The following is a 23,937-nucleotide window of genomic DNA, read 5'->3' on the forward strand; positions in this document are numbered from 1 at the left end:
CATCAGAAAATTCCTTCAAACCAGCTCCGCACGCGATCGGTGATGTCGCCGGAGCAATTAACGGTATCGGTCGGCTCACTGCCCACGATAAAGGGCACGAAGCGGGCGTCGCTGCAGGAATCCTGAGTCAGCGCCTGCCGCTCGCCATCCACCCAATGGTATTTCACGTCCGACGGCACAATGGGCGAGAAACCGTACTGGGGAATCTGCGCCATCACATTGGCCCAGACCGGCAGCGCACCGGTGGCCCCGGTCAGGTTGGTCGGACCGTTGTCGTCGCGCCCCACCCAGGTCACCGTCACCAGATCGCCGCTGAAGCCGGCAAACCAGCTGTCACGCCCGTCGTTGGTGGTGCCGGTCTTACCGGCCAGCCCCAGGTCGCTGGACAGATAACGATACGCGGAGCGGCCGGTACCCTCACGCATCACTTCCTGCATGGCGTATTGCACCAGATGCACCGCCGCCGGATCCACCACCTGATCCACCGCCAGCCCGTATCGGGTCAGACTCTCGCCGCCGGCGGTGGTCACTTCGCGGATGGTGCGCAGCGGCGTATTGAAGCCGGAGGTGGCCAGACTCTGGTACAGCGACGCCACGTCCACCGGCGACAGGTTGACGGCCCCGAGCAACATCGAAGGATAGTCCTGGATCGGGTCGTTTACTCCCAGCTTGTGCAGGTTATCGATCACCGCATCCACGCCCACGTCGAGGCCAACGCGCACGGTCGCCAGGTTATAGGATTTGGCCAGCGCCCGGTGCAGCGGGACTTGCCCGTGCGCTTCGCGCTCGTAATTCTGCGGTTCCCAGCGACGGCCATCGTCGAACACCAGCGAGAACGGCTCGTCCTTGATCGGGGTGATCAAGGTGTACTTGTCCGGCTCACTGAGCGCGGTCAGGTAGATGAACGGTTTGATCAGCGAGCCAATGGGACGCCGGGCATCGACCGCGCGGTTGAATCCGGCAAACTTGGGATCGCGACCGCCCACCAGCGCCAGCACTTCGCCGCTGTCGCGGGACGTCACCACGGTGGCCGCTTCCAGGTCTTCCTGCCCACGCCCTTTCTCGATGTTTTCAAGGGTGCGCTCCACGGCGTTTTCCGTCACACGCTGGATCTCGGGGTTGAGCGTGGTGAAGATCCGCAGGCCCTCGCTCTGCAGATCCTCGTCCTTGTACTCCCGCGCCAGATGGCGGCGCACCAGATCCAGGTAGGCCGGATAGCGGGCGTTGCTGTAGGACGGTTTGGCCACCAGGTCCAGCCCTTTCTGCCGCGCCCGGTCGATGGCGTCCGCCGGCACCTGACCAGTGTCCGCCAGCATGTCCAGCACCAGGTTGCGACGACGCAGCGCCCGCTCGGGATGGCGGCGCGGGTCGTAATAGCTCGGGCCTTTGATGATGGCCACCAGCAGGGCCACTTCGTGCAGGTCGAGGTCGGAGAACGATTCGCCGAAATAGAACTGGCTGGCCAGCCCGAAGCCGTGAATGGAGCGTGGTCCCGCCTGCCCCAGGTACACCTCGTTGAGATAGGTCTGGAGAATCTCTTTCTTGCCGTAGTGCAGCTCCAGCAACATCGCCATGATCGCTTCGTTGCCCTTGCGCACCAGGGTCTGCTCGCGGCTGAGATAGAGGTTCTTGACCAACTGCTGGGTCAGGGTACTGCCGCCCTGCACCACGCGGCCGGCCTGGAGGTTGGCCCACATGGCGCGGGCGATGGACAGCGGCGCCACACCCCAGTGCTCGTAGAAATCCCGGTCTTCGGTCGCCAGCAGGGCGGTCTCGAAGTAAGGCGGTGCCTGATCGAGCTGGATCAGCACCCGGTCTTCCTTGTGGGCCGGGTAGATGCCGCCGATCTGCACCGGGTCCAGCCGCACCACCGGCGAGTTTTGCCCGCTGGTCACCCGGAACTGGCCCACCCGGTCATCGCTGATGGAAAAGCGCAGGCGCCGCGCCGGTTCCTTTCCGTCCGGGAACTGGAAGCGGCGGGTGTAGATTTCGAACGTGCGGCCGTTGCGGCTGTATGTTCCCGGCTCCCGGGCCGACCGTACCGGGGTGTAGCCCAGTTGCTTGAGTTCATTACTCAGCCCGCTGGTGGTCACCGGCGCACCGTCGTAGAGTTCCAGAGGCCGCGCGTATACCCGTGACGGGATCTCCCAACGTCGTCCCTCGAACTTCGAGGTCACCACCACGTCCAGCCAGACGGTCCAGCCCGCCAGGACCACGAGTCCGACCAGGCCAACGCGCCAACTGAAGCGCCAGAGAGTGGATTTGAAACCGCCGCCGGAGGGCTGCTTGCGCGTGTTTTTCTTCTTCGCTCGGCCGCTGGAGCGGCGCTTGGGGGATGATTTAGCCATGGCGCGCATTATAACCAGAGCGGGTTACCCGAAGGACAGAGGTTGTGAAACCGTAATAGAACCCGGATATGCCGACCATTGGCCCGAATCCGGGTCACGCCCCTGTCATTTGCAACGTGGCGCGCTATGATAGGCGTCGGCTCACGGTGCCGGCGTTCAGCCCCGCATCCGTTAACCGAGCCCCGATCCAATGCGCCGCAACCCAATGAGCAAAGGAGACCTCCGTGAGCAGCGAGCTGATCAAGGCCCTTCAGGATCCCGCACGTTATGACCATCCGGCCAGCGGCTTCCAGGTCCTGGAAACCCATATTTCCTGGGTCATCCTGACCGGCTCCCACGCCTACAAGATCAAGAAGCCCATGGATTTCGGTTTCCTTGATTTCTCCACCCTGGAGCGCCGTCGCCACTTCTGCGAAGAGGAAGTCCGCCTCAATCGCCGCCTGGCTCCCGCACTCTATGAAGACGTGGTGGCCATCACCGGCTCACCGGAAGCCCCGGAGCTGAACGGTGCCGGCGAGCCTTTCGAGTACGCCATCCGCATGCGCCAGTTCGACCAGGCCAACCTGCTCGACGCCATCCAGGAACGCGGTGAGCTGTCCGCCGAGGCCATGAAGGACCTGGCGCGCCAGACCGCGGCCTTCCACAGGGATCTGCCGCCGGTCGCCGAGGACAAGCCACTGGGCACGCCGGAAGCCGTCTACGCGGCCATGCAGGAGAACTTCGACCAGATCCGCCCGCTGCTCGACGACGCCGGCCTGCTCAAGCAGGTGGATGCCCTGGAAGGCTGGACCCGCGACACCTTCGAGCGCCTCAAGCCGCTGGTCGCCGAACGTCGTGCCAACGGGTTTGTACGTGAGTGCCACGGCGACCTGCATCTGTCGAACATTACCTATTACGAAGGCGAGATCACGGTCTTCGACTGCATCGAATTCAACGAGCCGTTCCGCTGGATCGACGTCATCAACGACCTCGCCTTCCTGCTCATGGACCTGGAGTCCCGGGGGGAACACCGCCTGGCGAACGACGTCCTCAATACATACCTGGAATACAGCGGCGACTTCGACGGCCTGCCGCTGCTGTCGCTCTACAAGGCCTATCGGGCCATGGTTCGGGCCAAGATCGCCCTGTTCACCCTGGGCAATCCGGATCTGGACGACGCCGAGAAGGCGCGCCTGCTGGACACCTATCGCAGCTACGCCGAGCTGGCGGACAGCTACGGCGCCTGCCCCAACCCCTACCTGCTGGCGACGGCCGGATTGTCGGGCAGCGGCAAGACCGTGATCAGCGGCGGCCTGGCGCGGGAACTGGACCTCATCCGGCTGCGCTCCGACGTGGAGCGCAAGCGCCTGTTCGGGCTTGATCCGCTGGCCAGCAGCCGTTCCGGTATCGGCCAGGACATGTACAGCCCCGAGGCCAACCAGCGCACCTACGACCGGCTCGTCGAACTGGCATCCAGACTGCTCAGCGCCGGCCTGCCGGTGATCGTCGACGCCGCCAGCCTGCGCGTCGCCGAACGGCAGCGCTTCGCCGGTCTGGCCGAGGAGCTTGGCATGCCCTTCCTGCTGGTAGACTGCATCGCTCCGGAAGAACTGCGTCGCAAATGGGTGCGAGAGCGCGCCGCCGACGCCTCCGAAGCCACCGAGGCCCTGCTGGAAGAGCAGAAAAAGTGGGTCGAACAGTTGACCGAGGAAGAGCGCTCCCACACGGTGTACGTCCATACCGAGGAAGACCGTGTCGCCGAAGGTCTCGCCGACCGGATCCGGGCGCATTTCGGCCAGCCCCTGTAACCCGGCCACCCGGCCCGGCCAGGACGTCTACACTGTCGGCATGGGTTGAGTCATAGCTGAGCCATGACGACGCCATGATAGAGCCGTAACAGGAACGAGCGAGGGAGCTGTCGAATGGAAGATCCAATGGAGCACGTGGTCCGGGCGATCGATCACCCGCTGTACCAGACCCTGCGCGACGAGGATGTCCCCGCGTTCAACGACGCCCGGGGCCGGGTCGACGCGCTGCCCAGTTTCGCCCACGGCGATTTCCGCGGCCTCGACCTGCGCGGGCTCGACGCCCGCGATCTGGACCTGAGCCACGCCTATTTCCGCGGTGCCGACCTGCGTGGTATCGATTTCAGCGACTGCCAACTGGAAGGCGCCAGCATTGCCGGCGCCCAGATCTCCGGGTGCCTGTTTCCGCGCGCCCTGCACGCGGACGAGATTGTGATGTCTCTGAACCACGGTACCCGCATGCGCTACAACATGATGAAGTAGGCTGCCAATGGGGGACACTGGCACCATCGAACTGGACGACGATCTGGCGGATAACGAGTGCCGCCAGTTCAACCTGCCCGATGACAGCAGCGGCTTCGTCATCCGCCACCGCGGGCACGTCTACGCCTACCGCAACCTTTGCCCGCACCTGGGCATCGAGCTGAACTGGCTGCCCGACCAGTTCATGGATCCCGACCACTGCTTCATCCAGTGCGCCAACCACGGCGCGCTGTTCACCGTGGACGACGGCCACTGCATCGCCGGCCCCTGCGCCGGTGACCAGCTCACTCCCCTGGCGCTGGAGCGCAACCGGGGCCGCCTGATCATCCGGGTTTAATCCAGGATCACCGGCAGCGGCGAGGCCAGGGCCAGACTCACCGGGCTCAGTTCGGCCCGCCAGGCCAGCACCTCCACACCCGCGGCCACGGCCTCACGCAGCAGACGTCCGTACTCCGGATCGATATGGTCCGCCGGCGCCACCGATGCCACGCCCGTGTGATTGACGCAGAAAAACAGGACCGCGCGCTCGCCAGCCGCGGCCTGGGCCATCAGCTCGCGCAGGTGCTTCTGACCGCGGGTGGTCACCGCGTCCGGGAAATAGCCGCGTCCCGCCTCGCCGAGCGTGACGTTCTTGACCTCCACCCAGGCGTCGGCATGCTCCGGGTGACCGGACAGGTGCAGGTCAATGCGACTCTTCTCCGCCCCGTAACGCACCTCGCTGCGCAGGCGGGCATAACCGCCCAGCGCCGGGATCAGCCCTGCCTCGATGGCGGACCGGACCTGGCGGTTGGGCCGCGCGGTGTTGATCAGCGCCAGCTCGCCCGGCGCCGTCTCGACCAGCTCCCAGGTGTACTTGAGCTTGCGTTTGGGGTCCTGGCTCTCGCTCAGCCAGACGCGGGCGTCGGGCGGCTGACAGCCCAGCATCGAGCCGGTGTTGGGGCAGTGAGCCGTTACTTCCGAGCCATCCGCCAACACCACATCGGCCAGGAAGCGCTTGTAACGCCTGATCAGACGCCCCTCGATCAGCGGCGACGGGAATTCCATAGGACATCCTCCAACAGTTTGCTCTCCATCAACCGCGGCAGGAACCGGAACAGGCGCGCCGCGGGAGGGCCAGCGCCGGCCATGCGGGTTGAGAATCAGGGCGCTATGGTAGCGATTCCGGGGCTTTGCGGCACCCGCACCGGGCGACTTTTGCAGGACTAGCGCGACTCAGGTGAATCTGCTATTTTCCGCAGATTCGTTCAGTCCCGCCGCCACGCCTGCAGCCGGGGCAACGCCGGCAAGCGCAACGGCAATCATGCTACGCTTACAGGTCAGGCAACGCCGGTTCAGGGCAGGTATCCATGACGGGAAAGACCGGAGAGACACACGGTTAATAGACGGATAAACAGTGACAGGAATCCGAGGCAGTCGCCAGACTGGCGGTTGTCATGCCCTATAGGTCAGGTCTCCAGAACCACAGCATGGCTGGAGCCTCCTTGGAGTATAAGATAGAGGCTGGTTTCTATGCCGAACACCGAAGAAAAAGCCCGCGAGCGGTTTACCAACTTCACGCCCTATGAAATGAAGAAGGGCGAGGAGTACATGAGCGACGACATGCTGGAGCATTTCCGCCAGCTGTTGCTCAAGTGGAAACAGGAGCTGATGGAGGAAGTGGACCGCACCATGCATCACATGCAGGAAGATGCGGCCAACTACGCCGACCCCAGCGACCGGGCGACTCAGGAAGAGGAATTCAGTCTGGAGCTGCGCACCCGCGACCGCGAGCGCAAGCTGATCAAGAAGATCGACCAGACCATTGATCGTATCGACAAGGACGATTACGGATTCTGCGACCAGTGCGGCGTTGAGATCGGCACCCGCCGCCTTGAGGCGCGTCCGACGGCAACGCTCTGCATCGACTGCAAGACGCTGGCGGAAATCCGCGAGCGTCAGACCGGGATCTGATCCCGCCGGGATCGGATGCGGCCCCGGGCGACCAGTGCGCCCGGGCATTGCCCACTGATGACTTCGACCTATCGGGGCCGGTTTGCGCCATCGCCAACCGGTCCGCTTCATTTTGGCTCCCTGGTCACCGGCCTGGCGAGCTACCTCGACGCCCGCAGCCGCGGAGGCTCCTGGCTGGTGCGCATCGAGGATCTCGACCCCCTGCGTGAACCCGCTGACGCCAGCGACCGTATCCTCGCCAGCCTGGAAGCCCACGCCCTGCGCTGGGACGAATCCGTGCGCTTCCAGTCCCGACGCCACGACGCCTACGCCGATACCATCAGGCAACTGCTCGAGCACCGAATGGCCTACCGCTGCACCTGTTCACGCAAGGAACTGGCCGCCAACGCCGGACACCATCCCAACCTCTGCCGTGAACGCACGTCGGTGCCCTCAACGCCTTATGCAGTGCGCCTCAGGCTGGACGACAGCACCGTCGGCTGGATGGACCGACACATGGGCCCGCAGGCCCAGGTACTCAAGGCCGAACGCGACGATCCGGTGCTGCAGCGCAAGGAAGGTTTCTACGCCTATCAGTTGGCGGTGGTGGTGGACGACATCGACCAGGGCATCACCGACATCGTGCGCGGTTCCGATCTGCTCGACACCACCGGCGCCCAGATCCGTCTGTACGACCTGCTCCGTGCGCCGCAACCGCACTACCTGCACATTCCGGTGATCGTCAACGCCGACGGCCAGAAGCTGAGCAAGCAGACCCATGCGCCCGCCCTGGACGACCACCGGCCCGGTGCGAACCTGCTGCAAGCCCTGCGCGCCCTGGGCCAGAGGCCGCCAGACGAGCTCCCGGCGAACGAGCCTGACGCCATCCTCGAGTGGGCCGTCGCGCACTGGTCCCCCGCCGACCTGCCGGCGGACTGTGGCACCGCTCCGGCCTGACACCCCAAGAGGTTACGTGGTATAACCGGTGCTTCAGTCACAGCAGGGAACGACATTCGATGTACATCTACCGCCTCGTCTTTCTGCTCGTACTGGCCGTCTATATCTTTTCACCGAATATCCTGGACTGGTGGATCCAGCCCGGCAGTGCGTGGTACAGCCCGTTCATTGCCTGGGCCGGACTGATCGCCGTGGGATTCTGGCTTGAGTGGCGACGCGATCCCAATGAGTTTTAGCCTGACCACGCTGATCCTGGTCAGCCTGGCCTACCTGTCCCTGCTGTTCGGCGTTGCCCACATCACCGAGCGCGGCCTGCTACCGGCGCGCTGGGTGCGCCATCCGCTGGTCTACGTCCTCAGCCTGGGCGTGTACGCCGGCATCTGGTCGATCTACGGCTCCGTGGGCATGGCCAGCGTCTTCGGATTCGGTTACCTGGCCTACTACATCGGCATCAGCGGCGCCTTCCTGCTGGCCCCGGTGCTGCTCAACCCCATCCTGCGCATCGGCCGCAGCTACCAGTTGACGTCCCTGGCCGACCTGTTCGCCTTCCGCTATCGCAGCCAGTGGGCCGGCACGCTGGTGACGCTGCTGTCGGGCGCGGCCATCCTGTCGCTGCTGAGCATGCAGATCAAAGCGGTGGCCGACACCGCCTCCCTGCTGGCCCCCGACGCCTCACCACGCCTGACCGGTTTCCTGTTTGCCCTGGCCATGGTGCTGTTTACCGTCCTGTTCGGCGCCCGGCGGGAGCAGGGCAAGGAGAGTCACCAGGGACTGGTGGTGGCCATCGCCTTCGACTCCCTGGTCAAGCTGGTGGCGATGCTGGTGCTGGGCGGCGTCCTGCTGTACGGGGTGTTCGGCGGCTTCAAAGGGCTGGAAGTCTGGCTCGACTACAACGTCACCCTGTCGCGGCCGTTCGGCATACAGCTTGATGACGGCAGCTGGCGCGCACTGATGCTGATGTCCTTCGCCGGCGCGCTGGTCCTGCCGCACATGTACCACATGATCTTCAGCGAGAATCCCAGCGCCCGGGGTCTGGCCAAGGCCAGTTGGGGGCTGCCGCTTTACCTGTTGCTGCTGGCCCTGCCGGTGCCGCTGATCCTGTGGGGCGGCCAGGCGCTGGAAGCACCCACCGAGCCCAGCTATTTTGCCATCGGCGCCGCCTATATCCTCGATCATCCGGTGCTCACCCTGGGCATGTACATCGCCGGCCTGTCCGCCGCCAGCGGTCTGGTGATCGTCAGCACCCTGGCTCTCGCCGGCATGGTGCTCAACCACGTTGTGCTGCCCATCCGCCCACCGCGCGAGCGGGACAACATCTACCGCTGGCTGCGCTGGGTCAAGCGCATCCTGGTCGCGGTCATCATCTTCGGCGCGCTGGTGTTCTACGAATGGGTCGGCTCACGGCTGGATTTCGCCGTGCTGGGGATGCTGGCGCTGGCCGGCGCCCTGCAACTGTTACCCGGCGCTCTGGGCGTCATCTACTGGCCGGAAGGCAACCGCAAGGGGCTGATTGCGGGCCTGATCGCCGGCTCGCTGGTGTGGGTCGCCACGCTGGTCGCGCCCTTCTCCTACGGTGGCGACCTGCTGACCTGGCTGGGTCTGCCCCGCATCAGCGTCGTCAACGCCCACATTTTCACCTTCGCCAGCCTCACGCTGAACGTCTGCGTCTTCGCCCTGGTCTCGCTGCTGACCGACACCTCGAACGAGGAGGACAGCGCCGCCCAGTCCTGCTCCCTCGGCGCCCTGTCCCGGCCTCAGCGGCGCGAGCTGTTGTCCGGCTCTTCGGAGGAGTTCAAGCACCAGTTGGCCACGCCGCTGGGCATGGCGGTGGCGGAACGGGAAGTGGGCCGGGCGCTGCACCAACTGCGACTGCCCAACGTGGAGTATCGCCCCTACCAGTTGCGCCGCCTGCGTGACCAGATCGAAGTCAATCTATCCGGCCTGATGGGGCCGTCGGTGGCGCGGGACATCGTCAAACACCATCTGGGTTTCAAGCCCCAGGCCACCGGACGCTCCAGCCAGGACATCCACTACATCGAGAAGGCACTGGGCGATTACCAGAGCCAGTTGACCGGCCTGGCGGGGGAGCTGGACAACCTGCGCCGCCACTACCGCCAGACCCTGCAGAACCTGCCCATCGCCGCCTGTTCCATCGGCGACGACGGCGAGATCCTGATGTGGAACCACGCCATGGAGGACGTCACCGGCATCGTCGCCGAGGACGTGGTGGGCGCACGCCTGACCGCCCTGCCCGACCAGTGGCAGGAGCTGCTGGAGGATTTCGTCAGCGGCGAGGAGCTGCATCGCTACAAGTACCGGCTCGACATGCGCGGCCGGCCCCGCTGGTTCAACCTGCACAAGTCAACGCTCAGCGGACCGGATCACCCGGAGGGCGGCAGCATCGTGCTGGTGGAAGACCAGACCGAGACGCGCCTGCTGGAAGACGAACTGATGCACAGCGAACGACTGGCCTCGGTGGGGCGTCTGGCCGCCGGTGTGGCCCATGAGGTCGGCAACCCGGTGACCGGGATTTCATCGCTGGCCCAGAACCTCAAGCTGGAAACCGACAACCCGGACATTCTCGACACCGCCGACCAGATCCAGCAGCAGACCCGGCGCATTTCGCGCATCCTGCAGTCACTGATGAACTTCGCCCGGGCCGGCAACCACACGCCGGCCAACCGCTACGAACCGGTGGAGCTACGCCGCTGCATCGACGAATCCATCAACCTGGTTTCCCTCAGCGGCAAGGGACGCAGCCTGAGCTTCGTCAACGACTGCCAGCCGGAGCTGCAAGTGCTGGGGGACGAGCAACGCCTGGTTCAGGTCTTCGTCAACCTGCTGGCCAATGCCCGGGACGCCTCGCCGGAAGGCGGTCTCATCCGCATCAGTGGAAAGCAGGAAGCCTACTCCGCTATCATCGAAGTCGTCGACGAGGGCACAGGCATCCCGGCCGACCAGCTCGATCATGTCTTTGAGCCGTTCTACACGACCAAGGCCCCCAACCAGGGCACGGGGCTCGGACTGTCACTGGTGTACAGCATCGTCGAAGAGCATTACGGTCACATCCAGGTAGAAAGTCCGGTCGAGAGTCCGGTAGAACGTCGGGCGGACAGCCCGGAGACGGACGGACGAGGCGACGGCACATGCGTCCGTCTCAACCTGCCGGCCTTCGAAGCCGAAACAGACACCCTGCAAGATTGACAGAAGAGGCAGTAATTCAAGGCATGCGTCGTATCCTGATCGTTGAAGACGAAGAGATCATCCGCTCAGCCCTGCGCAAGCTGCTGACCCATGCCGATTACGACGTTTCGGATGCCGGCTCGGTGGACGAGGCCCGCAACCAGTTCGAGCTGGACGGCTTCGATCTGATCATCTCCGACCTGCGCCTGCCGGGCGCCGCGGGCACCGAACTGATCCGCCTGGCGCCAAATACGCCGGTGCTGATCATGACCAGCTACGCCAGCCTGCGCTCGGCGGTGGACTCCATGAAGCTCGGTGCGGTGGAGTACATCGCCAAACCGTTCGACCACGATGAAATGCTGGCGTCCGTGGAAGAGATCCTCCAGCGACGGGCCAGCGCTACTCCGGACACACCGGAAGCGGACAGCGAGCCTGCCAGCGCCTCTGCCGACGGCGACCCGTCACGCATCATGTACGGCCAGTGCTCGGCCATGGAGCACGTCTTCACGCTGATCCGCAAAGTCGCCCCCACCGAGACGACGGTGCTGATCAACGGCGAATCTGGTACGGGCAAGGAGTTGGCGGCTCGCGCCCTGCACTTGCTCAGTCCGCGCGCCGAGCAGCCGCTGATCTGCGTCAACTGCGCCGCCATCCCGGAAAGCCTGATTGAGTCGGAACTGTTCGGCCATGAGAAAGGCGCCTTCACCGGCGCCGTTTCCGCGCGTACCGGCCTGATCGAGGCGGCCGACGGCGGCAGCCTGTTCCTGGACGAGATCGGCGAGCTGCCCGCCGAAGCCCAGGCTCGCCTGTTGCGGGTGCTGCAGGAAAGTGAGATTCGCAAGGTGGGCTCGACCCAGAGCCGCAAAGTGGACGTGCGCATGATCGCCGCCACCCACCGTAACCTGCGCGCCATGACCAAGACCGGCGAGTTCCGCGAAGACCTTTATTACCGCCTCAACGTCATGCAGATCCGCATCCCGCCGCTGCGCGAACGCAACGGCGACATCCTGGGACTGGCCAAGCGTTTCCTGCAAAACCAGGCCCAGCGCATGGGCAAACCGGACCTGAGCCTGAGCCCGGACGCCATGCGCGCCCTTGAGCACCATCGCTGGCCCGGTAACGTCCGGGAACTGGAGAACGCCATCGAGCGCGCGACCATTCTCTGTGACGACAGCATGATCACGCCGACCCTGCTGGACCTGGAAGTCGAGAGCGGCGACGGGGACGTCCACATCCCCGCCGGCCTGATTGAGGAGGACAACCCGGCCCCGGCGCCGGATCCGCAATCGTCCAACGATCTGTCCCTGGAAGACTACTTCCAGCATTTTGTGCTGGAAAACCAGGACAAGATGAGCGAGACCGAGCTGGCCCAGAAGCTCGGCATCAGCCGCAAGTCGCTCTGGGAACGGCGCCAGCGCCTGGGCATTCCGCGCAAGAAGAGCTGAACGGCGCCCGCCCCTGCTATTCCTCCATCCATGCCCTGAACGCCCGGGCTCGCGACCCTGAGCCCCAATACCGGCACACCTGTCCAAAACGTAATCCGAAACGGCCCGATCGGCATGGCCGGACGGCAATGGCGTGTCTATTATTTAACCAGCACAAAACAAGAAACCGCTTCTCGGCAGGCAAGAAGTGAATCGCCTCTCACCTGTTACCCGGTGTTACCTGGGGGAACATCGTCCGTCTGAAAACCCGCGCCCAAGTAACACTTGAGTCTAAGAATAGTCCCGTTCTGGCACACCCAAAATTCATAAGCCTTTGTTAATAAAGGATAAGAAAAAACTGGCACGCGCACTGCAATCCTATATAGCGAACAACAACAAGAACTGAATGACGCAGCGTCAAAAACAAGAACAAAAAGCTGCAATGCGCTCATCAACAAAAACAAGAATTGAGCGCGAGCGAACTGAGTGTTTTGGGTGCTGAGCTTTTTAGTGGTGCCTGACTGTTGCGAGTTGCACGTGTAGAAAAGAATCGTCTTCCAGACGGCCATTCACCTGCTCGAATCTCGTGACGTGTCATTACCGCTCTCTGTGGTCAAAGCGTTCCGCTCGCAATCATTCGCTCCTGGCTTGGAGCTTGCGTTCAACCGTTTTAGAGCGCGCGACAACAACAACAATGCAGATCGTCTACTCTTCTCGGCGGGTTCGTGTTTCACGGACCCGCCTTTTGATTTTCCGGGTCGGCAAAATTGACTCGCGACGTCAATACGCGCCGTTCGCCTTAATCGCGACAAACCGTTAAACTCCCAGCCTAAACCCATTGTCTTCCGCGGCAATTTCATTCGGAAACGCCCGGAACTCGGATTTCATCCTTCAGAAACGGTTTCGATGCTCAATAGAATAAAGTCCTTCATTTCCGGGAAAGGCAAGAAGCAACAGCCTGCCTACCAGCGCCAGGTCATTCCCCGCGACCAGCACACCGTCTCTCGCTCGCTGATCAGCGACCCCGCCAAGAAAGTTCTGAGCCGCCTCAACAAGGCAGGCTTCGAGGCGTACCTGGTGGGCGGTGGCGTCCGCGACATATTGCTGGACGGGCGCCCCAAGGATTTCGACGTGGCCACCGACGCCACGCCGGAAGAGGTTCGTGACCTGTTCCGCAATTCACGCATGATCGGTCGACGCTTTCGCATCGTGCACGTGCTGTTCGGACGCGAGGTCATTGAGGTGACCACCTTTCGCGGCAACGCCGCCGATGCGGACGACGAGTCCGACGACGATCGCCGCGCCAACGAGCACGGCCTGCTTTTGCGGGACAATGTCTACGGCTCCATGGAAGAGGACGCCCTGCGCCGGGATTTCACGGTCAACGCCCTCTATTACAGCCTGGAAGACTTCAGCGTCATCGACTTTACCGGCGGCGTGGAAGATCTGCGCCAACGGCGCCTGACCCTGATCGGCGATCCGGAAACCCGTTACCGGGAGGATCCGGTCCGGATGCTGCGCGCCATTCGTTTTGCCGGCAAGCTCGACTTCACCCTGGCCCCGGCGACCGAGGCGCCGATCCGTGAGCTGGCGCCGCTGCTGACCCACATCCCGTCGGCGCGGCTGTTCGACGAGGTGCTCAAACTGTTCTCCGCCGGCCACGGCGCGGCCACCTACGACCTGCTGCTTGAATACGGCCTGTTCGCCCCGCTGTTTCCGGCCACCGCCGCCGCACTGGAAGCCGGCGAACCCGACGGCGTGATCCGCCAGGCCCTGGCCAATACCGACCGGCGCATCGCCCAGGGCAAGTCGGTGACCCCGTACTTCATGTACGCGGCGCTGATCTGGCCCGCCCTGCAGGCGGAATGGAAGCGTCGCCAGGATGACGGCGAGCCCGCCCAACCGGCCCTGCACGGCGCCATTAACGACGTCATCGGCGAGCAGGTGAAAGCCACGGCGATCCCGCGTCGCTTCTCGGGTCCGATGAAGGAAATCTGGGAACTGCAGATGCGCCTGCCGCGCCGTAACGGCAAACGCGCCTTTGCCACGCTGTCCCACCCGCGTTTCCGCGCCGCCTACGATTTCCTGCTGGTGCGCGAAGCCGCCGGCGAAGACACCGAAGGTCTGGGACAATGGTGGACCGACTTCCAGCAAACCGACGAACGCGGCCAGGAGCGCATGCTCTCGGAACTGGCCCCGGCCGGCGCGCGTAACAACAAGCGCCGTCGTCGTCGCCGCAAACCGCAGACCAAGGCCTGAGCATGCCGGAGACCGACGCCTACATCGGCCTCGGCAGCAACCTGGCCGATCCACTGAGCCAGTTGGCCGGGGCGATCACGCGCCTGGCCGCCCTGCCCTACACGCAATTGGTGGCCCAGTCTCCGTTTTACGCCAGCCGCCCGGTGGGGCCCCAGGATCAGCCGGATTTCGTCAACGGCGCGGTTCTGCTGCGCACGGCTCTGGGGCCGCTCGACCTGCTCGACGCCCTGCAGCACATCGAGCGGGCGCACCAGCGCGAGCGCATCCAGCGTTGGGGGCCGCGGACGCTGGATCTCGATCTGTTACTGTATGGCAATCATCACATCGACGACGATCGCCTGACGGTTCCCCATGTGGAACTCGCCAACCGCGACTTTGTCCTCCAGCCCTTGCTGGACCTGACCCCCACGCTTATTCTCCCCGACGGCCGGCCGGTTTCCGAGCTGCGCCAGAGCTGCCCCGACAACGCGTTGCGCCGTCTGGACCCGGTCCCGGGCAGTCTTGCCTCAATGGGACCCGGCGATTAATCTAGTGGCTGTCCGGTTCGGCAACGGCGCTGCGCCCTGGACCGGAACGCGCATGCGGATTATCCGGTCGTCCCGGCATCTCCTCGATGAGCCACCCACAAGGCAAGGATTGTATGGCAGTCACCATCAATACTCTGCGCGAACGCAAGCAGAATAACGAAACCTTTTCCGTCCTGACCGCATACGACGCCACCTTCGCGCACATGATGAGCGAAGCCGGTGTCGACGCTATCCTGATCGGCGATTCCCTGGGCATGGTCCTGCAGGGCCACGACAGCACCCTGCCGGTCACCCTGGAGGAGATCTGCTACCACACCCGCTGCGTGGCACGTGGCAACCAGGGTGCGCTGATCATGGCCGACATGCCGTTCATGACCTACGGCACCACCGAAGCAGCCCTGGATAACGCGGCCGCCCTGATGCGTGCCGGCGCGCATATGGTCAAGCTGGAAGGCACCGACTGGATGGAAGACACCATCCGCGCCCTCAGCGAACGCGGCGTGCCGGTCTGCGCCCATCTGGGCCTGACCCCGCAGTTCGTCAACAAGTTCGGCGGTTTCAAGGTTCAGGGCCGGGGCGACGAGCAGGCCGACGCCATGGTCCGCCATGCCCAGCTGCTGGTCGAGGCCGGTGCCGACATCATCCTGCTGGAATGCGTTCCCGCCGCCCTGGCCAAGCGCGTCACCGAGTCCGTGGACGCGCCAGTGATCGGCATCGGCGCCGGCCATGAGACCGACGGTCAGGTGCTGGTGATGCACGACATGCTGGGTGCGACCACAGGCCGCACACCCAAGTTCGTCAAGAATTTCCTGGCCGAGGCCGAGTCCATCCAGGGCGCCTTCGAAGCCTATGTGGCGGCCGTCCGCGAGCGCCGCTTCCCCGCCGAGGAGCACAGCTTCAAGTCATGAGAACGGTCCACACCATCAAGGAACTGCGCGCCCTGCTGAACAGCCATCGACAGCACGGCCACCGCATCGGCCTGGTCCCCACCATGGGCAACCTGCACACCGGCCATATTTCGCTGGTGGAAAAGGCCCTTCAGCAGGCGGATACGGTGGTCACCTCGATCTTCGTCAACCCGATGCAGTTCGGTGCCAACGAGGACCTGGACAGCTACCCGCGCACCCTGCGGGACGACCAGGAGAAGCTGGAGGCGGCAGGCAACCATATCGTGTTCGCGCCCAGCGCCGAGGAAGTCTACCCCAACGGCCTGGCACAGCAGACCCAGGTGTGTGTGCCGGTAGTCAGCGAAGGTCATTGCGGCGCCAGCCGGCCAGGCCACTTTGACGGCGTTTCCACCGTGGTCTCGATGCTGTTCAACATGGTCCAGCCGGACGTCGCCGTGTTCGGCGAGAAGGATTTCCAGCAACTGGCGGTCATCCGCAAGATGGTCGGCGACCTGTTCATGCCCATCGAGATCGTTGGCGCGCCCACCCACCGCGAAGAGGACGGGCTGGCGCGCAGTTCCCGCAACGGCTACCTGAGCAAACAGGAGCGCCAGCAGGCCCCGGTGATCTACCAGGCTCTGAAGGCCACCGCCGACGCGCTGGGCCAGGGTCATTCCGACTTCGCCGCCCTTGAGGCCGAAGCCAAGAAAAAACTGTCCGAGGCCGGATTGCGGCCGGACTACTACAACATCGTCAACAGCCTGACACTGAAACCGGCCCAGCCGGAAGACCAGCAGTTGACGATCCTTGCAGCCGCGTTTCTGGGCACCACTCGACTGATCGACAACCTATCCGTTAACCGTTAGGGAGCGGGCTCCTCGTTCCGGCATCATCGCCGGCGGAACATCAAGCCCCGGGCAACCCATGGTTGTCCGGTCCGCCGCAGAACCGGAACGTCGCAGCCGGACTCCCGATAACAAGGCCACCCGCCAGGGAGAGGAAATGAGCACGAGCCAGCCAGGACTGACCAGCAAGCCGGAATGGCAGGCGCTGACCGACCATCAGGCCAGTCTAAGCCAAACCCACATGCGCGACCTGTTCGAGCAGGACCCGGAGCGTTTCCAGCATTACTTCGCCACCGCCGCCGGCATTTCCCTGGATTACTCGAAGAACCTGATCACCCGCGACACCATGCCTCAGCTGATGAGCCTGGCCCGCGCCTGCAAAGTGCCGGAGCAGATCCAGGCCATGTTCGCCGGCGAGCACATCAACTCCAGCGAAAAGCGTCCGGCCCTGCACGTGGCACTGCGCAATCTGGACGACGAACCCATGCCGGTGGATGGCCAGGACATCATGCCGGAAGTCCGCTCCACCCTGGCGCGGATGGAAGAATTCGTCTGGCGCATCCGCAGCACCCAGTGGCGCGGTTTCAGCAACAAACCCTTTACCGACGTAGTCAGCATCGGCATCGGCGGCTCCTTCCTGGGCCCGAAACTGGTTTCCGCCGCCCTCAAGCCATACTGGCACGGGCGCCTGAACTGCCACTACGTGGCCAACATCGACGGCAGCCACATCACCGAAGTGCTGCGCCACATCAACCCGGAAACCACCCTGTTCCTGATCCAGTCCAAGTCCTTCAAGACCCAGGAAACCCTGGAGAACACCAAGGTGGCGCGGGAATGGTTCCTGCACAACGGCGGTGACGAGGCGCTGATTTCCAAGCACTTCGTGGCGGTAACCGCCAACGAAAAAGAAGCCATCGATTTCGGCATTGCCGAGGAAAACATCTTCCCCATGTGGGACTGGGTCGGCGGCCGCTACTCACTCTGGTCCGCCATCGGCCTGCCCACCGCGCTGACCATCGGCATGGAGAACTTCCGCGCCCTGCTCTCCGGCGCCCACGCCATGGATCAGCATTTCCGCCAGGCGCCGCTGGAGGAGAACATGCCAGTGATCCTGGCGTTGCTGGGTGTCTGGTACGGCAACTTCTGGGGTGCCGACGCCCACGCTATCCTGCCCTATGATCACTACCTGCGGGGGCTGCCCGCCCACCTGCAGCAACTGGACATGGAAAGTAACGGCAAATGCGTCACCCACGCCGGTGAGTCGGTCAACTACCAGACCGGCCCCATCATCTGGGGCGGCGCCGGCGCCAACGGCCAGCATGCCTATCACCAGTTGCTGCACCAGGGCACGCGCATGTCGCCGGCGGATTTCATCGTACCGCTACGCACCCACAACCCGGTCGCCAGACACCACGCCATCCTGTTTGCCAACTGCCTGAGCCAGGCCCAGGCGCTGATGCGTGGCAAATCCCTCGACGAGGCCCGCGCCGAGCTGCGCGACCAGGGGCTGGACGACGCGGAGGTGGAACGCCTCGCGCCACACAAGGTCATCCCGGGCAACAAGCCATCCAACACCATCCTGTTCGAGCGCTCCACACCGCGCATCGTCGGCGCGCTGATCGCACTCTATGAGCACAAGACTTTCGTGCAGGGCGCCATCTGGGACGTGGATTCGTTCGATCAGTGGGGTGTGGAACTGGGCAAACAGCTGGGACAGGACATCCTCGACCGCCTGCTCAAGACGGGCAACGGCACGCAGACCGACAGCTCAACCGATGGCCTGATCGAGCTGTTCCGCCGCAAGCACCAGGACGACGCCTGAGGCGCCCTCAGGCAGGCTCGGCGCCCCGGGCGGTTTAACCGCCCGGGGCCAGACATTCAGGACGTGCCGGGGCGCGGTGAGATCGCCCGCCCCTGCCAGCGCAAGGCAATGGGCCAGAGTTTCTGGTCGCGGCCGTAGGCCGCCCATAGTTCACGGTAGGTGCGGCCATCCAGCGGGTGCTGCTCGTCCGGAGCGATCTCCGCCAGCGGCCACAGCACGAAGGCGTTGGTCAGGATCTCGCCACGCGGCAGCTCCACCCCATCGATCACGCCAATCCGGTCGTCGTAGGTGAGGATATCCAGGTCCAGGGTGCGGGGGCTGAATTTGGGCATGCCCGGTTGGTGACCGTTGTCGATTTCCAGCCCTTTGAGGAAGCGCGACAGCGTGGCGACGGACTCGCCGGTACGGATCCCCACAACCATGTTGTAGAACAGACTCCCCTCGAAACCCACCGATTCGCTCTCGAACACCGACGACACGCCAGTCAGTTCATAACGCTCGGACAGGGCATTCAGCGCCGCCAGGATGTGGCGCTCGCGATCCCGGTTACTGCCGATGCCCAGGTAGACAGTGGCCGCATCAGTCACGAACGCTGCCCCCGCTCAATACGCACGCCCACACTACGCGCATCAGGCACCGCGCCCGGCTTGCGCAGGGTCAGTTGCAGCCAGGTCACGCCGAAGCGCTGCCGGATGTCCGCCGCCAGGGCTTCGGCCGCCGCTTCCAGCAGACGCGGCTGATTCGCCCGGAACCAGGCGCGCACCACCTCGCTGACCGCGGCGTAGTCGAGCGCGTCGCTCACATCGTCACTGGCGCCGGGGACCCGGTTGTCCCACGCCATTTCCAGGTCGATCTCGACCCGCTGCAGGATATGCCGTTCCCATTCATACTCGCCAATCACCGTCTCGACCGCCAGGCCTTCGACCAATACCGTGTCCGTCACCGGCACTTCACCTCATCAAAAAACTTGCAGCCTGCATCTCGTTCACATTAACGTAAACCCAGGCACTGTCCCCGGCCCTCGCACGCGCAGTCGGAGGCCGCTCCCATCCACGTCAGGTCGTCGCGGAGCAGCTCTCAGGCGACCGGTTTCCGGGGATGCGATTTTCGCACAATCCACCTGTGACGTCTCTGCCCATGCCCGATTCCGCGCTGACTGTCGTAGCCGGCCTGTTTGCCTACCTGCTGGGATCGATCCTGTTTGCGCCGATGGTGTGCCGCCTGTGGCGGCTTCCCGACCCGCGCGCGCTGGGGTCCGGCAACCCCGGCGCGACCAACGTCTATCGCGCCGGCGGGCCATTTCCCGCGCTGGTCACGCTGGCTCTGGATGCCCTGAAAGGCGCGATTCCGGTGTGGGTGGGCGCCGCGTTCGGCCTGGGGCCGCTGCCGCTGGCGATCGTCGCCCTGTGCGCTGTGACCGGGCACATGCTGCCGCTGTTCGCGCGGTTCCAGGGAGGAAAAGGTGTGGCCACCGCGCTTGGCGCCGGCCTGGCGCTGGCACCGATGACGACGGTGATCCTGGCGGCGATTTGGGGGTTGGTGATGTGGCGCTGGCACATCTCTTCGCTGGCGTCGATCAGCGCCGCGCTGGCCGGCCCGGTGATCAGCCTGCTGCTGGAACCCCGGGCCCTGCCCCTGTTCGGGCTACTCTTGCTGCTGATTCTGGTACGCCACCGGGACAACCTGATCCGGCTGGCGCAACGGCGCGAACCGCCGCTTTAACCAGACACCTCGGATCACTTGACCCGCCGGATTGTTTAACCGACTTTAAGACCTTCCAGGCAGTCCGCCTCAAGCGTCGGCAGGGTGTTCATCGGCCAACGCGGCACCGCGACAATGCGGTCGCCATCACGCTGGCCGGCCAGCAGGCGCTGACATCCGGCATAGGCAATCATGGCGCCGTTGTCGGTACAGAATTCCGGGCGCGCGTAGAACACGCTGGCGTCGAGCTTGCGCAACGCGGCTTCCAGCGACGTCCGCAGACGCCGGTTGGCGCTGACGCCACCAGCCATCACCAGACGCTTGCAGCCGGTCGCCTCCAGCGCCCGACGGCACTTGATGACCAGGGTATCCACCACCGCGCTCTCGAACGCCAGCGCGATATCGGCACGCACCTGGTCGTCCAAAGTGCCATCCGCTTCGGCGGCGCTGACGGTATTGAGGGTGTAGGTCTTCAACCCGCTGAAGCTGAAATCCAGTCCCGGCCGGTCAGTCATCGGGCGCGGGAAGCGGTACACGCCCTCACGCCCCTGCTCCGCCAGTTTGGCCACACGCGGGCCGCCGGGATAATCCAGACCCAGCATCTTGGCAGTCTTGTCGAACGCTTCACCGGCGGCATCGTCCACCGATTCGCCCAGCAGCTCGTAGTGGCCGATGCCGTCCACGCGCACCAGTTGGGTGTGGCCGCCGGACACCAGCAGCGCCACGAACGGAAACGCCGGCGGCTCGTCTTCCAGCATCGGCGCCAGCAGGTGGCCTTCCATGTGGTGAACGCCAAGGACCGGGATATCCAGCGCCAGGGCCAGCGCATGGGCCACCGAGCCCCCCACCATCAGCGCACCGATCAGTCCGGGGCCGGCGGTGTAGGCAATGCCCTCCAGGTCCTGGCGGCTGAGCCCTGCCTCTGCCAGTACCTGGTCGCACAGCGGCAGCAGTTTGCGCACATGGTCGCGCGAGGCCAGCTCCGGCACGACGCCGCCGTAGTCGGCGTGCATGTCGATCTGACTGAACAACGCGTGGGACAGCAGTCCCCGTTCGCTGTCGTAGAGCGCGACCCCGGTTTCGTCGCAGGAGGTTTCAATTCCCAGAACCAGCATAGTGACCTTCTCGGTGACCTTTGATGGACGTCTTGACGTAATGAGGCCCGCGAGCCGGACCCCAAAGCGCCCGTATTTTACCAGATCCGCCCGCGCCGGGGCGCCGTGGTTTTCCCTATGACCGTTTGCCGGGCCGACCAATTGGACGCTTTACAACCAACCCGGGAAGGCGCTATCATTGCCGCCCTTAAATCTGCGCTGGTCGAGTTTTAGACAATTCTGACGGATCCGCGTGAGATCAAGCGAATCATCAGAACCAGGCGACGGCCCGGCCGCGCCGGAACTGAACTTAAACCGAATCGATCCATAAGGTAGGTGATTTTCGAATGCCAGCTGTTAAAGTGAAAGAGAATGAGCCATTCGACGTAGCACTGCGTCGCTTCAAGCGGTCTTGCGAAAAGGCCGGCATTCTTTCTGAAGTGCGTCGTCGCGAGCACTACGAGAAGCCGACTGCCGTCCGCAAGCGCAAAGCAGCTGCTGCCGTCAAGCGCCATCTCAAGAAGCTTCAGCGGGAACAGCGCAAGTTCGAGCGTCTGTACTAAGCCAGACGCCCGAATTGCAGCTTCGCGTCCCCGCCGCGGTTTTCGCCGCCGGGGATGCATGCATCCAATGCCGTCGAGGCCTGGCTTCGGCGGCATTTTTAGCTTGTGGATGCCCTTTTCGTCCGGATGCCACGACCCCGAACGGAACGCAGTGACCTGGCCCGACCGCCGCTGGCGAGATCGGAGGCATGGTCTAATCTCTTGATGCTGAATAGCTGTACGACGCCGGAGATGCCATGAGCGGTCTGATCCCCCAACGCTTTATCGACGATTTGCTCGACCGGGTGGACCTGGCGGAGCTGATCGGCAGTCGGGTGACCCTCAAGAAGGCCGGCGGTAGTTACAAGGCACGCTGCCCGTTCCACGACGAAAAGACACCATCCTTCAACGTCCGACCGGACAAAGGTTTCTACCACTGCTTCGGCTGCGGCGCCCATGGCGACGCCATCAGCTTCGTCCGGGAATTCGATCACCTGGGTTTTACGGAAGCGGTCGAGGAACTGGCCCGGCGGGCCGGCCTGGAAGTGCCGTACGATCAGGCTGCGCGCCAGGAAATGCAGCAGGCGCGCACCCTCACCGACGCACTCGAGTTCGCCAACGGTTTCTACCGTCAGGCGCTAAACCAGCCGGGCGCGGCTTTTGCCCGGGACTACCTGCGCCAGCGCGGTCTCGACGCCGCCACCATCGAGCAGTACCAGATCGGCTTCGCCCCCGGTGACGGCACTGCCCTGCACCAGGCCGCCGAGGCTGGCCTGCGCGGGCCGCTGATCGAGACCGGCACCGTGTCCGACAAGTTCGGCCGGCCCCGGGATCTGTTCCGCAACCGGATCATGTTCCCGATCCGCAACACGCGGGGAAAAACCATCGCCTTCGGCGGGCGCACCCTGGGCGACGACAAAGCCAAGTACATCAACTCGCCCGAATCGGACGTTTTCCACAAGAGCCGGGAAATCTACGGCCTTTACGAGGCGCAACGGGCCCTGCGTCGCCTCGACCGCCTGTTGGTGGTGGAAGGCTACATGGACGTGATCGCCCTGTCCCAGAACGGCATCCACGAAGCGGTCGCCACCCTGGGCACGGCGACCAACCAGGACAGCATGCAGGCGTTGCTGCGTCACGTGCGCCACATCGTGTTCTGCTTCGACGGCGACAACGCCGGCTTCCGCGCCGCCGACCGCGCCATGGACAACGCCCTGGAGCTGATGGCGGACGGCCTGCATTTGCAGTTCCTGATGCTGCCGGAGGGCGAAGATCCGGACACGCTGGTGCGCAAGGAAGGTGCGGACGCCTTCCGCAAACGCATCGAGGGCGCCACACCGCTGTCGCGCTTCCTGTTCGATCGCCAGAGCCAGGGTCTGGATCTGGATCAGCCGGAACACCGCGGCGAACTGCGCGCGCGGGTTGAGCCGTTGCTCAACAAGATGCCGCGCAGCACCCTGCGCGACGCCATGTGGCACGAGATGTTGCGTCTGTGCGGCCGCCGCTGGCAGCCGCGCAACGACAGCTTTAAGGGTAAGGGATTCAAGGGCAAGGGCTTCCGCGGCGCCGAGCGGGTCAGCGAAGACCCGGTCGAAGTCCGGCTCAGCAAGGACGGCAGCCTCAGCCTGGCGCTGATCGAAGCGCCGGATCTGGCCGAGGAAGTACTGGAAGCGGCCCGTCGTGACCGCAGCCTGCGCCAGGCCGGTTCGCTGGCCCAGTGGATCCGCGAATCCGACATTCGACAACACCGGGAAGTCATCGCCGCCCTGGCCTACGACAGCCAGGCCCGGGCACGCTTCTTCCATCTATTCGATGGTATCGAGCATGTGCCGGAACGGGACAATCTGATCGCCTCGGCTCGGGAAATACTGACACCGAACCAGGAAGCGGTTCGAAAGCAGAAAATCGCAGCGCTGATCAAGCGCAAAGCCGCCGGCGAATTCACCGCGGACGATCACCGGGAACTCAAGCGCCTGAGCAGCGGGGAGGGCGTTTGAACCTTTTGCAAATGGCCCAATCCAAAGCCTTTGCGGGGGTTACTTACGGAGGTTTCTCTGGCTTTCTCTTGAAACAGGGGAATCTTGCCACAACTTAAGGTTTGTGGCAGAGAATTTGGGCGGCAGCTATAATGGCTGTTTATCTTTTCATCTTT

General features: G+C 64.1%; 21 protein-coding genes. 16 read left to right on the top strand and 5 right to left on the bottom strand.

The window, feature by feature from the left end:
- Nucleotides 1-2: 2 nt before the first annotated feature.
- A complete protein-coding gene (mrcB, locus tag DKK67_RS18280) occupies nt 3-2,348 on the bottom strand; it encodes a penicillin-binding protein 1B (RefSeq protein WP_228160706.1) in 2,346 nt (781 codons plus the stop codon).
- 224 nt (nt 2,349-2,572) lie between these two features.
- Here mrcB and DKK67_RS18285 point away from each other — a divergent pair, with 224 nt between their 5' ends.
- From DKK67_RS18285 to DKK67_RS18295, 3 genes are all read left to right on the top strand, one after another.
- The gene (locus tag DKK67_RS18285) at nt 2,573-4,135 is read left to right on the top strand and encodes a bifunctional aminoglycoside phosphotransferase/ATP-binding protein (RefSeq protein WP_111497964.1); all 1,563 of its coding nucleotides are present in this window, start codon (nt 2,573-2,575) and stop codon (nt 4,133-4,135) included.
- 114 nt (nt 4,136-4,249) lie between these two features.
- Nucleotides 4,250-4,615, top strand: a complete 366-nt coding sequence (locus tag DKK67_RS18290) for a pentapeptide repeat-containing protein (RefSeq protein ID WP_111497965.1) — start codon at nt 4,250-4,252, stop codon at nt 4,613-4,615.
- Between the two features lie 7 nt (nt 4,616-4,622).
- Entirely contained in the window at nt 4,623-4,952 is a 330-nt protein-coding gene (locus DKK67_RS18295; protein WP_111497966.1) for a Rieske (2Fe-2S) protein, read from the top strand.
- On the opposite strand, the gene sfsA is transcribed toward DKK67_RS18295, so the two are convergent.
- Nucleotides 4,949-5,659 (bottom strand): DNA/RNA nuclease SfsA, encoded by a 711-nt coding sequence (gene sfsA / locus DKK67_RS18300; protein WP_111497967.1) that lies wholly within the window; start codon nt 5,657-5,659, stop codon nt 4,949-4,951. The genes DKK67_RS18295 and sfsA overlap by 4 nt on opposite strands.
- Nucleotides 5,660-6,124: 465 nt before the next feature.
- On the opposite strand from sfsA, the gene dksA reads away from it, so the two are divergent.
- The 10 genes from dksA (at nt 6,125) to pgi (ending at nt 18,448) form a co-directional block, all read left to right on the top strand.
- Complete coding sequence (gene dksA, locus DKK67_RS18305; protein WP_111497968.1) at nt 6,125-6,565, top strand: RNA polymerase-binding protein DksA; 441 nt, start codon at nt 6,125-6,127, stop codon at nt 6,563-6,565.
- A 57-nt stretch (nt 6,566-6,622) separates the two neighbouring features.
- A complete protein-coding gene (gluQRS, locus tag DKK67_RS18310) occupies nt 6,623-7,501 on the top strand; it encodes a tRNA glutamyl-Q(34) synthetase GluQRS (protein ID WP_111497969.1) in 879 nt (292 codons plus the stop codon).
- A 59-nt stretch (nt 7,502-7,560) separates the two neighbouring features.
- Nucleotides 7,561-7,737 (top strand): hypothetical protein, encoded by a 177-nt coding sequence (locus DKK67_RS21760; RefSeq protein ID WP_165857488.1) that lies wholly within the window; start codon nt 7,561-7,563, stop codon nt 7,735-7,737.
- Nucleotides 7,727-10,705, top strand: coding sequence for an ATP-binding protein (locus DKK67_RS18315; protein ID WP_111497970.1), 2,979 nt, complete (start codon nt 7,727-7,729; stop codon nt 10,703-10,705). The genes DKK67_RS21760 and DKK67_RS18315 overlap by 11 nt, the downstream gene beginning before the upstream one ends.
- 23 nt (nt 10,706-10,728) lie before the next feature.
- Nucleotides 10,729-12,129, top strand: coding sequence for a sigma-54-dependent transcriptional regulator (locus DKK67_RS18320; RefSeq protein ID WP_111497971.1), 1,401 nt, complete (start codon nt 10,729-10,731; stop codon nt 12,127-12,129).
- Between the two features lie 885 nt (nt 12,130-13,014).
- Complete coding sequence (gene pcnB / locus DKK67_RS18325; protein ID WP_111497972.1) at nt 13,015-14,367, top strand: polynucleotide adenylyltransferase PcnB; 1,353 nt, start codon at nt 13,015-13,017, stop codon at nt 14,365-14,367.
- A gap of 2 nt (nt 14,368-14,369) precedes the next feature.
- The gene (gene folK / locus DKK67_RS18330) at nt 14,370-14,894 is read left to right on the top strand and encodes a 2-amino-4-hydroxy-6-hydroxymethyldihydropteridine diphosphokinase (RefSeq protein ID WP_111497973.1); all 525 of its coding nucleotides are present in this window, start codon (nt 14,370-14,372) and stop codon (nt 14,892-14,894) included.
- A 113-nt stretch (nt 14,895-15,007) separates the two neighbouring features.
- On the top strand, nt 15,008-15,802 hold the full coding sequence (panB, locus tag DKK67_RS18335; protein WP_111497974.1) for a 3-methyl-2-oxobutanoate hydroxymethyltransferase: 795 nt from the start codon (nt 15,008-15,010) through the stop codon (nt 15,800-15,802).
- Nucleotides 15,799-16,647, top strand: a complete 849-nt coding sequence (gene panC, locus DKK67_RS18340) for a pantoate--beta-alanine ligase (RefSeq protein WP_111497975.1) — start codon at nt 15,799-15,801, stop codon at nt 16,645-16,647. Before panB ends, panC begins: the two co-directional genes overlap by 4 nt.
- Nucleotides 16,648-16,783: 136 nt before the next feature.
- Entirely contained in the window at nt 16,784-18,448 is a 1,665-nt protein-coding gene (pgi, locus tag DKK67_RS18345) for a glucose-6-phosphate isomerase (RefSeq protein WP_111497976.1), read from the top strand.
- Nucleotides 18,449-18,504: 56 nt separating this feature from the next.
- On the opposite strand, the gene folK (DKK67_RS18350) is transcribed toward pgi, so the two are convergent.
- Both folK (DKK67_RS18350) and folB read right to left on the bottom strand, forming a co-directional pair.
- A complete protein-coding gene (gene folK, locus DKK67_RS18350; protein ID WP_111497977.1) occupies nt 18,505-19,035 on the bottom strand; it encodes a 2-amino-4-hydroxy-6-hydroxymethyldihydropteridine diphosphokinase in 531 nt (176 codons plus the stop codon).
- Nucleotides 19,032-19,391 carry a dihydroneopterin aldolase gene (gene folB / locus DKK67_RS18355; protein WP_111498153.1) on the bottom strand — a complete coding sequence of 120 codons (360 nt, stop codon included), beginning with the start codon at nt 19,389-19,391 and terminating at the stop codon, nt 19,032-19,034. Before folB ends, folK (DKK67_RS18350) begins: the two co-directional genes overlap by 4 nt.
- 194 nt (nt 19,392-19,585) lie before the next feature.
- Here folB and plsY point away from each other — a divergent pair, with 194 nt between their 5' ends.
- Nucleotides 19,586-20,170: a glycerol-3-phosphate 1-O-acyltransferase PlsY gene (gene plsY / locus DKK67_RS18360; protein ID WP_111497978.1), complete on the top strand. Its 585-nt coding sequence runs from the start codon at nt 19,586-19,588 to the stop codon at nt 20,168-20,170.
- Nucleotides 20,171-20,205: 35 nt separating this feature from the next.
- Here the strand turns inward: plsY and tsaD are convergent, their stop codons facing one another.
- The gene (tsaD, locus tag DKK67_RS18365) at nt 20,206-21,264 is read right to left on the bottom strand and encodes a tRNA (adenosine(37)-N6)-threonylcarbamoyltransferase complex transferase subunit TsaD (RefSeq protein WP_111497979.1); all 1,059 of its coding nucleotides are present in this window, start codon (nt 21,262-21,264) and stop codon (nt 20,206-20,208) included.
- Nucleotides 21,265-21,590: 326 nt separating this feature from the next.
- Here tsaD and rpsU point away from each other — a divergent pair, with 326 nt between their 5' ends.
- Nucleotides 21,591-21,806 carry a 30S ribosomal protein S21 gene (rpsU, locus tag DKK67_RS18370; RefSeq protein ID WP_004578868.1) on the top strand — a complete coding sequence of 72 codons (216 nt, stop codon included), beginning with the start codon at nt 21,591-21,593 and terminating at the stop codon, nt 21,804-21,806.
- 236 nt (nt 21,807-22,042) lie between these two features.
- On the top strand, nt 22,043-23,782 hold the full coding sequence (gene dnaG, locus DKK67_RS18375; protein ID WP_111497980.1) for a DNA primase: 1,740 nt from the start codon (nt 22,043-22,045) through the stop codon (nt 23,780-23,782).
- Nucleotides 23,783-23,937 lie beyond the last annotated feature (155 nt).

This window comes from Marinobacter bohaiensis, assembly GCF_003258515.1.
Taxonomy (GTDB): Bacteria; Pseudomonadota; Gammaproteobacteria; order Pseudomonadales; family Oleiphilaceae; genus Marinobacter_A; species Marinobacter_A bohaiensis.